This window comes from uncultured Alloprevotella sp. (assembly GCF_963536905.1).
In the GTDB taxonomy this organism is placed as follows: Bacteria; Bacteroidota; Bacteroidia; order Bacteroidales; family Bacteroidaceae; genus Alloprevotella.
In genome coordinates, this window is sequence record NZ_CAUTBW010000003.1 from 15,057 (window position 1) to 29,571 (window position 14,515).

Here is a 14,515-nt window from a genome sequence, read left to right on the forward strand (position 1 = left end):
GTGCTCAAATCCTTATCCAAACAGTGCGCGGAGGGCTTCCGTGACAGTGCGAACAGGCACAAGTTCGATGCCAGGTGCTTTTATGTCGAGGCCTTTCATGCTCTGTTCGGGCAATAAGAACTGCTGGAATCCGAGTTTAGAAGCTTCGGCAATGCGCTGCTGAATACGTGTGACGGGGCGGATCTCACCGCTCAGTCCCACTTCTCCTGCCATAGCAACGCTACGTTCAATGGCGGTGTCCACATTGCTACTGAGCACACTGGCAATGACGCTCAAATCAATGGCGGGATCAGTTACGCGGATACCTCCTGCAATGTTGAGAAACACATCCTTTTGTCCGAGTTTGAACCCTATGCGTTTTTCCAAAACTGCCAACAACATATTGAGTCGGCGGAGGTCGAAACCCGTCGCGCTTCGCTGTGGAGTGCCGTATGCAGCCGTGCTGACGAGTGCTTGCACCTCGATGAGGAAGGGGCGAACGCCTTCGATAGCGGCACAAATGGCCACCCCGCTCAATCCCTCATTGGCTTGAGTGAGCAGCAGTTCGGAGGGATTCCCCACGGGGCGTAACCCTTCTGTGCGCATCTCGTAGATGCCGAGTTCGGAAGTACTCCCAAAGCGGTTTTTGATACTGCGAAGAATGCGGTAGAGGTAGTGGCGATCACCTTCAAACTGAAGAACGGTGTCCACAATATGTTCGAGCACCTTTGGCCCGGCAATGGCGCCATCTTTCGTGATGTGACCCACCAGCACCACGGGGACACTGCTTTCTTTAGCATATTTGAGGAGAGCTGCGGCGCATTCGCGAATTTGCGTCACACTCCCCGCTGCTGATTCCTGCGACTCGGTGGTCATCGTCTGTATCGAGTCAACCACAATGAGCTGTGGCTCCACGTTTTTGATGTGCGTGAAAATCTGCTCCATATTCGTTTCGCAGAGCAGCAAAATGTTGGCGGGAGATATGCCCAAGCGGTCGGCGCGCAACTTGATTTGCTGCTCGCTTTCCTCTCCGCTAATATAGAGCACACGCTCTTGGAGGTGTAAGATAGTTTGTAAGAGAAGAGTGGATTTGCCGATGCCTGGTTCGCCACCCAAAAGCACTAACGAACCCGGCACAAGGCCGCCACCCAACACGCGATTCAATTCAGCATCGTGCATATCTAAACGTGGAAGTTCCTTTCCCGAAACCTCCACCAGAGGGATGGGCTTGTTGCGCTTCAAGCCTCGCCCCAGCGCGGTATCAGCAATTGATTCGGCCGAAGAAGCACTCATCGGTCGGATGGTCATTTCTTTATAGGTGTTCCATTCTCCACAAGCGGGACACCTGCCGATCCATTTAGGAGAGTCTGCCCCACAATGGGAGCAGACATAGACTGTTTTCGATTTCAAAACTCTCTTACAGTTGATTCAGTTTGTCTTTGATGGTGAGCAACTCCTCGCGGATGTCCTGCAAGAGCGTAACCACCTCTGTTTTTTTCTCCTCTCCTCCGCGGTTTTTCTTGATCAGTTTGGCAGCAGCATCGAGTTTTAATCCGCGCACCTTTACCAGGTTATACACCACCCGAATCTTATTGATTTCATCTTGCGTATATTGGCGGACATTGCGATTCAGCCGTTTCGGAACAATTTGCGGAAAATGTTTCTCCCAATAGCGCAACAGTGTGGGCTGCACATCAAACATCTCCGCAACTTCGGAGATGGAATAAAACATTTTCAAGTCCTTTCCTGTATTATCGGGCATAAATAGAGCATTTTACGTTTATTAGGCGAAATTACTAAATTCCTACTAACTTCCCCAATTTCCGTATGCTTTTTGAGGAGAAAGAGAGGTCTAATCCTCGTAGCAAAACAAAAACGGCATCTGAGCAAATAGAGGTACTTTCTCATATCTTGCTGTCTTATTGCAACCCTTGATGGAATATGGACAAGTGCACTTTTATAAGGAAATGTTTGAAAAAATCAAAACGACTACTTATTTTTGTAAACGCTATACTTTTAGTCTTGTAAACTGTCGTCAATATGGTGAGGCTGTAAATGATTTTTTTAAGAAGCAATACCAAGAGTTTGCGAGCAATGCAGACAAAATAGAATATTAACTTAATTATTACAAATGAAAAAGTTTACTCTTTTCTTTCTGTTCTCTTTGATAGCCTCGACCTTTGGCATCAAAGCGCAGAACATCCAAGATGGCGTGCTGATAAGCTGGCCCATGGCATCGGGAGACATTAAGATTCCTGATGGTGTAGTTGAAATTGCTCCGAATTGCTTCCATGAGACCAGTGGTGAGTGGGGCGGAGAAGATGAATGGGGAGGAGCTCCCGCTTTTGGCATATCGCGTCGCTCCTCCAACGAAGAAATCACCTCTGTAGACTTCAACCAAGTGAAGAAAATCGGCAAAGAAGCCTTTAAAGAATGCAAAGGCATTAAGTCGGTAAAGATGCCGAATGTTGAAGAAATAGGTGAAGACGCCTTTGCCTCTTGCGACAACAACGGCTTCACAACGCTCGAAATGCCAGCCATTAAGCGCATTGGCAAGAACGCATTCTTCAGTTGCTCCTCACTCCAGAAGATTGTTTTAGGCGGCGTTTTGGAAAAGATTGAAAAGAATCCTTTCAACAACGACCCGAACATAACTGAATTTAAGATCATAAATGCGCAAGCAGCTTATGTGGTGGCGGATGGTACTGTGCTTTCAAAAGACAAGGCGGAAGCTGTAATCATTCTCCCACAATTTGCGAAGATCACGCTACCCGATGAGACAACGACAATTGCTGACGGTGCTGCTCAGAATGTGAAGACGCTGCAAACAATCATTGGTAAATCTGTGACAACGATTGGTGAATCCAGCTTCCTCTCTGCTGATGCTTTGGAAAGCATCTATCTTCCCAAATTAGAAAACGTAGGCTTCTTGTCATTTAGCCAAATCGGCGGTATAAAGCTCGTGGATATTCACGAAAGTACACAGTTTACAGCTTTTAGCAACTACAACAATGGCGGCCCAGCTGATAAAACTTCGTTGACGATCTATGTAGCCAACGAAACGGTGAAAACGGCATTGGAACAATATTATAAGAAAGCGAAGATTATTGTTGGTGCGCCAGCAAGCGAACTGAAGAAATATCGCGTAAACTTCAAGGTGGAACCGGAAGGTTCAGGCTTTATCGAGGCTTGGACAACGGGACCTGTCACTGTTGAAAACGGTGGGGAAGTGGCTGAAGGTAGCACGCTTAAAATGGAATGCCGCTATAAATTCACGACTTATGAATTCTCTCACTGGACGGTGAATGGAAATAGAGTTGACGGTGACCCTCAAAACGCGAAAGTTCTTGAGATTAAGTCGGTAGATCAAGACCTTAATATTGTGGCATATTGCAACAAACTCCCCGAAGGTAATCGCATATTCTTTAAGTCGGCAACGCCTGCTGGCGGTACGGTTACAGCCGTAATGGATGGTAAAGAAATTAAGAGTAGCGAGATTGTTCCGACCGGCAAGAGCGTTACGTTTACTGCAACGCCAGTTAAAGGCTACAATGTGACCGATTGGCTCTTTGAAGATCGCGATGGTAAGTACGTTGAGAAGAACGAACTGAAAGGTAAGACTACGTGGACGATTACGCCGACTGAGACTCTCGATTTCCTCGTTCGCTTTGAGCGCAACGAAGGTTCTGTTGTTATTAACTATGAAGAGCTTAGCGGCAATGGTTCCATCTCAGCTCGTACAGCAGAGGGAGCGCCTGTTGCCAGTGGCGAAGCTATAGCCAGTGGCAAAGATATTATCTTCATGGCTCTTCCGAAAACCGGATACAAAGTAGGTACTTGGATTGTTAATGATGAAGAGAGAACGGAAAAAGATCAAGAGTTGCGCATCAATAATGTGACGAGCGATCTCTCTGTTCGCTTGGTTTGCGAGGTATCAGGACACCAAGAAGATGACCACGCTCCCGTCATTGCTGGCGATACACTGGTGAAATGGAATGCTGTAGGTGATGTTGTTGTGCCTAACAACGTGAAGCATATTGCCGACTTTGCTTTCAAGGGCTCAAGTCTGACCGGTTTGACGATTTCTGCGCAGGTAGAAAGTATCGGCGAACTTCCCTTTATGTTCTGTGGTCAGTTGAAGAAGTTGGTTGTTGTACCTGAAAACCAACACTTCACTTCTGTAGACAATGCAGTTTATACAAAAGATGGCAAAGAGTTGGTACAAGTAGCCACAGCTTATCAGCAAGAGACCTTCTCGCTCCCCGCTTCGGTAGAAAAGGTGCGTACGGGCGCATTCACTTTTGCTATTCCTATCAAGAAAATTCTGGGCGGCAACGATTACTTCGAGACTGTCGACGGAATGCTCATCCGCAAGGCAGATCGTGCTCTGATGCACTATCCCTCATTCGTACAACCAGGGCAAGAACCAAAGCCTATCGAACTTCCGAATGATATTAAGAAAATCGAGAAATATGCTTTTGCTTTCAACTTCCTGCCACAAAAGCTCGTGCTTCCTGCTGATGTTGAAGTGTTGGAAGACTATGCTTTCATCGGTGCAGCCAATTTGGTAGATCTGAAGATTGAGCATTGTCAGGCACTGAAGCGAATTGGCGACTTCTGCTTCAAAGCTTGCTTCCGATTGGCAAGTTTCAACCTGCCGCAAGAGGGCGTTACTTATATTGGCGAGCAAGCATTGCAAGGCTCGGCTATTGTTACGCTCAATGTGCCCAAAGATGCAACTATCGGCGCTAATGCGTTCCGCGGCTGTCAGTCTATCGCAAAGGTATACTCTTATAGCACAACGCCTCCCGCACTCGATGAATCAGCTTTCGCTGATATTGTTGACATCGAAACAGCTACGTTGTATGTCCCGCAAGGTGCAAAAGAAGCTTACAGTCAAGCACCTGGTTGGAAGACCTTCACGAACATCGAAGAGTTCGAAGTACTTTCTGTAACGAATGCTGCACTCGATAACGTACATTTCTCTACGCAAGGTGAAATGCTGAATATTTCCGGTCTTAATAACGCGCGCATCTTGGTTTATAGCACAGAAGGCAAGAAATTAGCCGAAAAGAAGGCACACAATTCTATCTCTTTCTCTCTTGCTCATGGCTCCTATATCGTAGTTGTAAGTCAAGGGCGTAAGCAAATTGTGAAGAAAATAGTGCTTTAATCAATGCTACATTCTTCGCGTCCCGTCGAAGAAGAGCAAAATCCCTTTTAATCAGTCGGTGTATTTCTCCAAATAGAGGAGAAATACACCGACTTTTCCTTATTGCGTTTGCGAATACAATAAAGAAGCCAGCTGACAGAATAAGGGGGTCAGCTGGCGCAATAAGGATATTTTTATGCGTTCAAAACTTCGAGGATGTAACCGGTAAGATAAAGGAGTTTTTTATTGCTTCACAATCTTGTTCAGCACTTTTTGCAAGCGGCGAGCCAAGTGTGGATAGCGAGAGGAGAGTTCTTGCCCCTCGTAGGGACTGCGGCGAAGGTCGTAGAGTTGCGGCTTGAGTTGGTAGCCCGTCTCAATGTGAGTTTGCCAAGCTTCGGCGTAGCCACGACTGGCGGGGATATACTTCCACCGTCCCACGCGAAGGTCAACGCTGCGATTGTTGGGCATCGTAACAACGAAGTTGCGGTTGCGGTGAGATTTGCCGAGTAGCTGCCTCAGGTGTTGTCGACTGTCGGGAAAAGCCCCTTGAGGAACTTTTGCACCAATCAGCTGCGCAAGCGAAGCCCCCAAGTCGATATGTGATGAGAGTGCGTTGCTCGTTGTGCCCACTTTGACATGTTTGGGCCAGTAAACAATGAACGGAACAGCAGTGCCACCTTCGTAGCTACTGTATTTTCCACCGCGGAAAGGACCTGACGGATTGTGACTGCCCGCCAGCTTCCAAGCCTCATCGCGATAACCATCATCGAGTACAGGGCCGTTGTCGCTCGTGATGATGATGAGCGTGTTTTTGTCCAATCCCTTCTCGCGCAAAGCCGTCACCACCTGTCGGACGGTTTCATCGAACTGCAAGATAGCTTCGCCACGCAGCCCCATCGGGCTCTTACCGCGGAAACGCTCATGAGGGTAGCGTGGAACGTGTACGTCATTGGTACAGAGGTACATGAAGAAGGGCTTGTTCGCCTCTTGAGAAATGAAATTGATGGCGTGGGCAGCGATAGAATCGGCAATATCTTCATCGCGCCAAAGGGCTTTGCCGCCACCTTTCATATAGCCTATTCGGCTGATGCCATTGACGATGGACATATCGTGCCCATGGCTGGGCAGGAGTTTGAGCATCTCGGGATGAGTGCGTCCCGTTGGTTCACCAGGGAAGTTCTTCCGATAGCTCACTTGTATGGGTGCTGACGCATCATAGTTGGCCACGCGCCCTTGTTCTATAAACACACACGGCACGCGGTCGGCCGTTGCCGCCATTAGGTAATGATAGTCGAAGCCTATATCGGCAGGAGTCACATCGAGCTTACCGTTCCAATCCTGTTTCCCTGTTTCAGCTCCCAATCCCAAGTGCCATTTTCCGATGGCAGCCGTGCGATACCCTGCTTCCTTGAAGAGATCTGCTAAGGTGTATTCCAGCGGTTCGATAATAAGCCCCGCATCGCCAGGCGCCACATCAGTGCCTTCGCGGCGGAAAGGGTACTTACCCGTCAAGAGGGAATAGCGCGAAGGAGTGGACGTACTGGCGCAAGCGTGCATATCCGTAAAGCGAGCGCCGCGACTTGCCAAACTATCAACAACAGGAGTTGAAACGCGCTTTGCACCATAGCACGACAAATCGCCATAGCCCAAATCGTCCGCCACTAAGAGCAACACATTGGGGCGATCGGCACGCTGTGCCGCAGCAGCCATCGCCAGCAAACTGAGAGAAGGGAGAAGAAATTTAGATTTCATAAGTGTGAAGATTTGTGGCGAAGATACAAAAAATGGTTTTTCAAAACCACATAGCTAAACGTTTAATTCTTTTGTCCCTCTTTCTTTCAAAAGGATATGTGCCGGAGGAGAGATAAAAACTCAGGAAGGGGAGAGAACAGAGTTAGATATGCACTTCTTTTCCTTATTCCCTCCGATGAGTCGCACACCTTAGCATCCACTCTGTCTACTTTTTGGTTTCTACAATTACGGTTGGTCTCGCCTCTGGCCTAATGGTATAATTCTTAGGCACCAATATTTGTATAGAAATAATTTTCTGTGGTTTTACACCTTTGGGCAGGGCTGCTTCTAAGCACGTAGGCGATAGTTTGTAATCAATTATTGTTAGTAGTTTCTTAGGTTTTGCGACCTTCCCGTTTACGACCCATTGTAGTTGAGCTAAAGTATTGGTTCGTATCATGATAATATCTGATGGCGGCTTGCAGAAGACCTGTTGCTTTTCTTTAGGCAGTATTTGTATGGTATTAATGGCAAAGGGAGAAAGGCAACCTAAGCGCTTGGAAACAATCTGCTTTGCCGAGTCGGAGCGCATCTCGTCAACGCTTACACGTAAGAGAGAGTCGGGAACGAGTTGCCCATCTATGACACATCTCTGGGCAGAGGCACTCAACGAAACCAGTGTAAAGATGCTTATGAGCAGCAGTCTTTTCATTTCTACACAGGAAGAAGAGAAGATAAAGGAGTTAGTTTTCATCAATATGAGGGAATGAAAGCCCCCTTTGAGGCAATCGGTAGGGGCGTTAAAACGAGCAACTCTTCGCTCCTACCTGCCTCATTAAATAAAAGGCGGTGGAGCGAAGAGTTTGAAGGGGAGTTTCGGCTTAAAGGCCGCGTGCTTTCAGCAACCCCTTAGCGTCGGGCGCCGAAAGGCCGGTAAAGTCGGAGAAGATAAACATCAAGTCGCGCGTATTACCACGACTCAGCACCTTAGTGCGGAAGGCATCGCCAACAGCTCGCGTCAGTGCACCATGTTTCTCAAAATAGTCGGCTACATTCACCGCCAACACCTCGCTCCACAAATAACTATAATAGCCAGCTGCATAACCGCCGCCCCAAACGTGGTTGAAATAGGATGTGGAATAACGGGGTGGAATCTGTGTGTTGAGTAAACCGATCTCTTTCAGTGCCTTCGTCTCAAACTGTTGCGCATCCTCAGCTGTTGGGACTTCGGCTGAAGAGAGGCAATGCCAAGCCATGTCAAGGCAGGTAGCAGCTAAGTTCTCTCCGAGAGCATAGGCCGGCTGGAAATTGAGCGAACCGAGCATCTTCTCTCGCAAGGCATCGGGCATCGCCTCACCCGTCTTATAATGGCGTGCGTAGTGGTTGAACACTTCGGGTATGCTGGCAAACGACTCGTTGAATTGTGAAGGCATCTCAACGAAGTCGCGTGAGACGGATGTGCCGCTAAGCGTATTATATTTGCAATTGGAAAGCATACCATGCAGAGCGTGTCCAAACTCATGGAACATCGTCTGCGTCTCGTCCCAAGTGAGGAGCGTAGGTTGCCCCTCAGGCACCTTGGCATAATTGCAGACGTTATAGATAAGAGGCAACTGCTTGCGGTCGCTGCTCTGTTTTAAGAACGCACTCATCCAAGCACCACCGCGCTTCGTCGGTCGGCGGAAGTAGTCGCAATAGAACAGCGCCAACTGCTTGCCGTTCTCATCCAGCACATCGAAGACCTTCATATCTTTATGATACGTCGGTAGATCCGTGCGCTCGCGGAAGTTTAAGCCGTATACACGATGGGCAGCATAAAAGACACCATTGACGAGAACGGAGTCCAAATTGAAATAAGGTTTCACGTCATCGTCACTAAAACTATATTGCGCTTTCTTCATCTTGGCGGAATAGAAAAAGCGATCGTAGGGTTGCAATTGGAAGTCGGCACCCTCGGTCTGCCTTGCATAATCTTCGATGGCTTTTGTTTCAGCTTCAGCCTTTGGTTGGTAAGCCGCAATGAGTTGGCGCAAGAAGGCATACGCATTGGTCGTATTCTTAGCCATCGTATTCTCAAGCGAATAAGAGGCATAATCTTTGAAGCCCATCAGTTCAGCTTTCTCTGCTCGCAGGCGTGCTATTTCAACGATGAAGGGAAAGGTATTGTATGTTCCCGAACCATCTGTGCGATGAATAGAGGCATTGTAGACGCGCTCGCGCAAGGCCCTATTTTCAAGACTGGCAAGAATGGGTTGCTGTGTGGTGTTGGTAATGACGATGCAGTAAGGTGCTTTGCCGCCGCGCCCTTCGGCATCTTTCTTACATTGTGCTATGTCCGTTTCGCTCAACCCGCTGAGTTCTTTCACATCGTTAACCCAAACAGTAGCCTCGTTAGCGGCCTTCGGGAGCATATTCCCAAAGTCTTGTTGGAGTTTTGCCAAGCGGTTGTTAATCTCCTGCATGCGCGCCATCTTCTCTTTGGGGAGCAGTGCGCCGGCATGGGTAAAACTCTTATACACTTCTTCCAGAAGTTTTTTATCTTCACCCTTGAGTTGGTTCAACTCGTGGTCGTAGACGTATTTGATGCGCTGGAAAAACTTTTGGTTAAACTTGATTTCGTTTTCAAAGTTGGTCATCATCGGAATGACGGCAGCTTCGGCCTTTTCTAAGTCGGGCGTCTTGTCGGCCTCTGTCACGCAGTTGAAAATACCGGTCACACGATTCAGCATCTGCCCGCTCCTTTCGTAAGCAAGTATGGTATTGGCAAAGGTGGGTTTTTGCTTATTGTCGGTAATCTTTTTAATCTCTTGCCTTTGCGCAGCTATGGCTGCTTGGATGGCCGGCAGGTAGTAGTCGCCTTTGATCTTGCTAAAATCGGGCGCATTGTAGGGTAGTGTACTTGGTTTCATAAGTGGATTTACCATCTGGATGGTCTTCTTTGCTTGCAACTTTTTCGGCTGTGCCTGCGCTGTCAGCGTAAAGCAAGCAAGCCCTGCCGCAAAGAGTAGGTGTTTGAGCTGTGTGTGCATACTATTTTGGATTATATTAGGTGTGTATCTTCCGTTCTTCAACTTTTAGCAAATTGATGTTGCGAACTTACATAAATTTCCTTAGAATAGAAAATTTTGCAAATGGATATAGTGCAAGTAATGTACAAAAGCACTGCCGTCGCAAATATCCTTATTGCGTTTAGAAATACAATAAGGGTGTCAGCTGACATCCTTATTGCGTCAGCCGACACCCTTATTGTAGTGAAGAAAAAGAAAAGGAAAGCGGAGAATACTTGGAGGCACTCTCCGCCTAAGAGTTATTTTTTGTTGTCACATCGTCACGTTGTCACAAAAGAGATATAATAGTTTGAAAATTAGCATATTAAATGCGTGACAACAGTGTGACAACAAATTTTGTTCTTAATTTTGTTGTCACGCATCTAAACTACTGTCTATCAGTATGTTTACGCTGCTGTGACAACGTGACAACAAAAAATGACTTTTTCTCTGGTGAGAGAAAGAGTAGATTCAAATGCAACCTCCTTTTAGTTCCAGCTAAAAGTTGGCGCAGCGCATGATGTCGGCAAAGACACCTGCGGCAGTTACTTCCGCCCCAGCTCCATAGCCCTTGATGAGCATGGGGTAGTCGTGGTAGCGACTTGTGGTGAGCGAAATGATATTATTAGAGCCTTCCAAATGGTAGAAAGGATGCGTTTGGTCAATTTCGCGCAAACCCACCTCACCTTTACCATCGGCCCAAGTGGCAACGAAGCGCAGACATTTGCTTTCGGCTTCCAGGCGCTGACGACGCGCTTCAAATTCGGCATCGAGTCCCGGCAGTTTTTCCCAAAACTCCTCGAGCGAACCTTCGAAGAGCGAATTGGGGATGAAGAGATGCGCTTCGATGTCTTCCATGTTGACGCGGTAGCCACTTTCGCGCGCAAGGATTGTTAGTTTGCGGATAACATCCTTGCCCGAGAGATCGACGCGTGGATCGGGCTCGCTGTAGCCCTGCTCCTGCGCCATGCGCACCGCCTTTGAGAGAGGAATGTCGGCACTCAGCGCGTTGAACACAAAATTGAGTGTGCCACTCACTACGGCTTCGATGCGCAACACTTTGTCGCCCGAACCTGTGAGGTCGTTGATGGTGTTGATGATAGGAAGCCCCGCCCCAACGTTGGTTTCAAAGAGATATTTCACTCCGCGTTCCCGAGCGGTGTCCTTCAGGAGTTTGTAGCGATCGAAATCGGATGAGGCTGCAGCTTTGTTGGCTGCCACGATGCTCACGTTGTGGCTGAGCAAGGTTTCATACTGTCGAGCCACGTTTTCAGAAGCCGTACAATCCACAAAGACAGAGTTGAAACTGTTCATCTCAACGATGCGTTCCACCATGTGGTTGATACCACCCGGTTCACCATTCTGCATGGCTTCTTTGTAGTGGGCAGCATCGATTCCCTCAGGATGATACACCGACTGGCTCCTTCCGCTGACCCCCACGAGGTTGATGCGCAGGCGGCGTTCTTTCATGAGACGCTCGCGCTGGGCTGCAATCTGCTGGAGGAGGCTTCCGCCCACATTTCCCGTGCCACAAACAAAGACGTTGACGTCCTGATATTCGGAAAGGAAGAAGCTGTTGTGGAGCACATTGAGAGCTTTGCTCAGCATCTCCTGCTGAATGACAAACGAGATGTTCATCTCAAACGAGCCTTGCCCGATGGCACTGACAGAGATACCATTACGCCCCAACACACTGAAGAGTTTTCCAGCGATGCCCGGTGTGCGCTTCATGTTCTCGCCCACAACGGCCACAGTGGCCAGTCCCTCTTCGAGTTGCGCCTTGTTCATCGCTCCGTCCTCAATCTCAACGGCGAATTCGGCATCGAGAACCTTGCACGCCTTCTGTCCGTCTTCCGGCGTGATACAGAGCGATGTGCTCGTTTCAGAAGAAGTTTGAACAACCATGAAGACGCTGATACCATTCTGCGCCAGACAGGCGAAGATGCGGCGGTTTACACCGATGACACCCACCATGGTTGGGCCGCTCACTGTGACAACGCTCGTGCGATTAACGGAGCTGATACCACAGATGGGGGCTGTGAATGTGGATTCGCCATTGGCGGTGAGCGACATATCGCTGCTGATGACACTTCCAGCATGGGAGGGGTGGAAGGTGTTTTTTACGTAGATGGGGATGTTCTTTGTGCAAACGGGGTAGATAGTGGGAGGGTAGACCACCTTTGCACCGAAATTGCACAACTCCATTGCTTCGTTGTAAGACAACTGCGGAATGGTGTAGGCAGTAGGGATAACGCGCGGATCGGCTGTCATAAATCCGTCAACATCCGTCCAAATCTCCAAGGCTTCTGCATTGAGAGCAGCCGCGATGATGGCCGCCGTGTAGTCGGAGCCACCGCGCCCGAGATTGGTGATGCGTCCCGTTTCGGCATCTTTCGCAATGAAACCGCCACAAACAAAGAGTCCGGGATGCTTCCCGAAGTGCTCCACTATCCGGCGATTGGTCAGTTCGAAATCTACGAGCGTTTTGCCGTTTTGCACACGGGTGCAAACCACATCCAGGCTGTCAACATGACAAGCATTATCCAACAAAGCTGCCGTGATGAGCGATGATAAGCGTTCTCCATACGCCACGATGGCATCGGCCGTTTTCGGTGTGAGATCCTGAATGAGAAATACACCATGCAGGATGCTGCGGAGATCCGTTAGCAGATGGTCGAGATTCTCTAACAACTGCGGGCGGCGGCGCGGTTCAACAACGGCATTCACCATCTTGTGGTGGCGCTCCATCAGCGAATCGACACTTTCGGAATAAGCCGAATCGCCAGCTGCTGCCATGCGCGATGCGGCAATGAGTTGGTCCGTAACGCCACCCAGGGCACTGACAATGACCACCGCGGGGCGTGCCGTTGCTTCTACTATATTTTTTACGTTGAGGATGCTCTCGGGAGTACCCACAGAGGATCCACCAAATTTTAGAACTTTCATATTGGAAAACACCTCTTCTTCATTTTCCAGAGAGAACATGATGAGGAAGTTTTTAGTTTTTGCGGTTTAGTATTTATCTCACTCGTAAAGCCACCGTTCCCTCCTTCCCATGAGGGGAAAGGAGGGGAGGTATCGTAGCCTTTTGTTTCTGAGTCTTAATATTTCTTCTTTTTCCCCTTACTCTCGTTCTGTAAGCGGTTGAGAGCCGTTACTACATACGTGTAGCGGGTTTTTCCATCAGCAACGGGGAGCTTCAGAATGTTTTGTGGCGTGATGGTCAAGATGTGCGAAGCATCTTCTGTATTCACTTTCTCGCCGCGCGCAAAGCGATATACCACATAGTTGCGCACCTTGTTCATCTCGCTTTTCTCTTTGGGTGCTTCCCAGAAGAGATAATTTCCATCGGGAGCTTTGCGAACACTCAGATGGCGCACTTTCCTTGGCGTTTTTTTGTCGATCCACGGCATCAACGGTTGCAAAGCAGGGTAGCGGTGATAATATTGCTCCAATGCTCCAGCATAGTTGCCCTCGTTGCGAACAACAGCTACACTATACCACAGACAAGAACCGCTCACTCCTGGTAGGGTGCGCTGCAACTGAAACTTGGCAGGCATCTGATTTTGCGCAGGATTCTGAAGATCGGCAGCGCGCACGGTGCGCTCCACATCCTGTCCGATGACGAGCGGACGCGCCGAAGCATATTTGCTCCACCAACGGATGAGCGTGTCATAATCAGCCGCCTTGTGTCCAATCTCCCAATAGATTTGTGGAACGTTATAATCCACCCAACCGCGGTTAATCCAATAGAGTACATCAGCATAGAGATCGTCGTAGTTTTGCAAACCATTGGTGTCCGAACCTGGCACACCGCCGTTCTTTGCATTGTGGTAGATACCAAAGGGCGAAACACCAAACTTCACCCACGGCTTAGTGTCGTGAATCGTCTTATAAAGCTGTTCGATAAGCAGGTTCACGTTGAAGCGACGCCAATCGCCTAAATCCGTAAAACCATTGCCGTATTGGCGGAAAGTAGCCTCGTCGTCGAAGCGCGTACCGTTTGGGTAGGGGTAAAAATAGTCGTCGATATGAAGTCCGTCAATGTCGTAGCGACTCACGATGTCTTTCACCACCGTGCAGATATAGTCGCGATTCTCTTTCAGCCCTGGATTGAAAATCAACTGATTGTCGTAGCTGATAAACCGCTCTGGATGAATGCGCGCAGGATGGTTCGCCGCAAGTTCCTTCGTCGTTTTCGTCTTCGCCCGATAAGGATTGATCCACGCATGGAGTTCCATACCACGACGGTGACACTCATTCACCATCCACGCCAAAGGATCCCACAGCGGTTGCGGTGCTACGCCTTGTTGCCCCGAGAGAAAACGCGTCCAAGGTTCGAGACTGCTCTGATACATCGCATCGGCTTCACCTCGCACTTGGAAAATAATGGTATTGACATGGCAGCGTTGAAGCACGTCCAACTGATGCGTAAGATTAGCTTGCATCTGGTCGCGACTCATCCCCTGAAACTGCCCATTTATCATCTGTATCCAAGCTCCGCGAAACTCGCGTTTTGGCATCGGCACGCCCGCCAGCATCACAGCTGAGATGCACAGCGTCAGCAGCAAAATAAAGATTTTCTTCATATCGTTTCAAATTT

At 48.8% G+C, this 14,515-nt stretch carries 8 protein-coding genes; 1 reads left to right on the top strand and 7 read right to left on the bottom strand.

The genetic code is table 11. The features are described 5' to 3' along the window. Positions 1 to 12: 12 nt before the first annotated feature. Positions 13 to 1,389 carry a DNA repair protein RadA gene (gene radA / locus ABLA33_RS00810; RefSeq protein WP_347718862.1) on the bottom strand — a complete coding sequence of 459 codons (1,377 nt, stop codon included), beginning with the start codon at positions 1,387 to 1,389 and terminating at the stop codon, positions 13 to 15. 7 nt (positions 1,390 to 1,396) lie between these two features. Next, complete coding sequence (locus ABLA33_RS00815; RefSeq protein WP_311490179.1) at positions 1,397 to 1,741, bottom strand: MerR family transcriptional regulator; 345 nt, start codon at positions 1,739 to 1,741, stop codon at positions 1,397 to 1,399. Positions 1,742 to 2,110: 369 nt separating this feature from the next. Here ABLA33_RS00815 and ABLA33_RS00820 point away from each other — a divergent pair, with 369 nt between their 5' ends. Continuing rightward, positions 2,111 to 5,152, top strand: a complete 3,042-nt coding sequence (locus tag ABLA33_RS00820) for a leucine-rich repeat protein (RefSeq protein ID WP_311490180.1) — start codon at positions 2,111 to 2,113, stop codon at positions 5,150 to 5,152. Positions 5,153 to 5,374: 222 nt separating this feature from the next. Here the strand turns inward: ABLA33_RS00820 and ABLA33_RS00825 are convergent, their stop codons facing one another. The 5 genes from ABLA33_RS00825 to ABLA33_RS00845 form a co-directional block, all read right to left on the bottom strand. Next, the gene (locus tag ABLA33_RS00825; protein WP_347718863.1) at positions 5,375 to 6,886 is read right to left on the bottom strand and encodes a sulfatase-like hydrolase/transferase; all 1,512 of its coding nucleotides are present in this window, start codon (positions 6,884 to 6,886) and stop codon (positions 5,375 to 5,377) included. Between the two features lie 205 nt (positions 6,887 to 7,091). Beyond that, on the bottom strand, positions 7,092 to 7,577 hold the full coding sequence (locus tag ABLA33_RS00830) for a 50S ribosomal protein L19 (RefSeq protein WP_347718864.1): 486 nt from the start codon (positions 7,575 to 7,577) through the stop codon (positions 7,092 to 7,094). A 169-nt stretch (positions 7,578 to 7,746) separates the two neighbouring features. Then, complete coding sequence (locus ABLA33_RS00835) at positions 7,747 to 9,894, bottom strand: M3 family metallopeptidase (protein WP_347718865.1); 2,148 nt, start codon at positions 9,892 to 9,894, stop codon at positions 7,747 to 7,749. 516 nt (positions 9,895 to 10,410) lie between these two features. Next, on the bottom strand, positions 10,411 to 12,858 hold the full coding sequence (gene thrA, locus ABLA33_RS00840) for a bifunctional aspartate kinase/homoserine dehydrogenase I (protein ID WP_347718866.1): 2,448 nt from the start codon (positions 12,856 to 12,858) through the stop codon (positions 10,411 to 10,413). A gap of 155 nt (positions 12,859 to 13,013) precedes the next feature. Next, complete coding sequence (locus ABLA33_RS00845) at positions 13,014 to 14,501, bottom strand: family 10 glycosylhydrolase (RefSeq protein ID WP_347718867.1); 1,488 nt, start codon at positions 14,499 to 14,501, stop codon at positions 13,014 to 13,016. Positions 14,502 to 14,515: the final 14 nt, after the last annotated feature.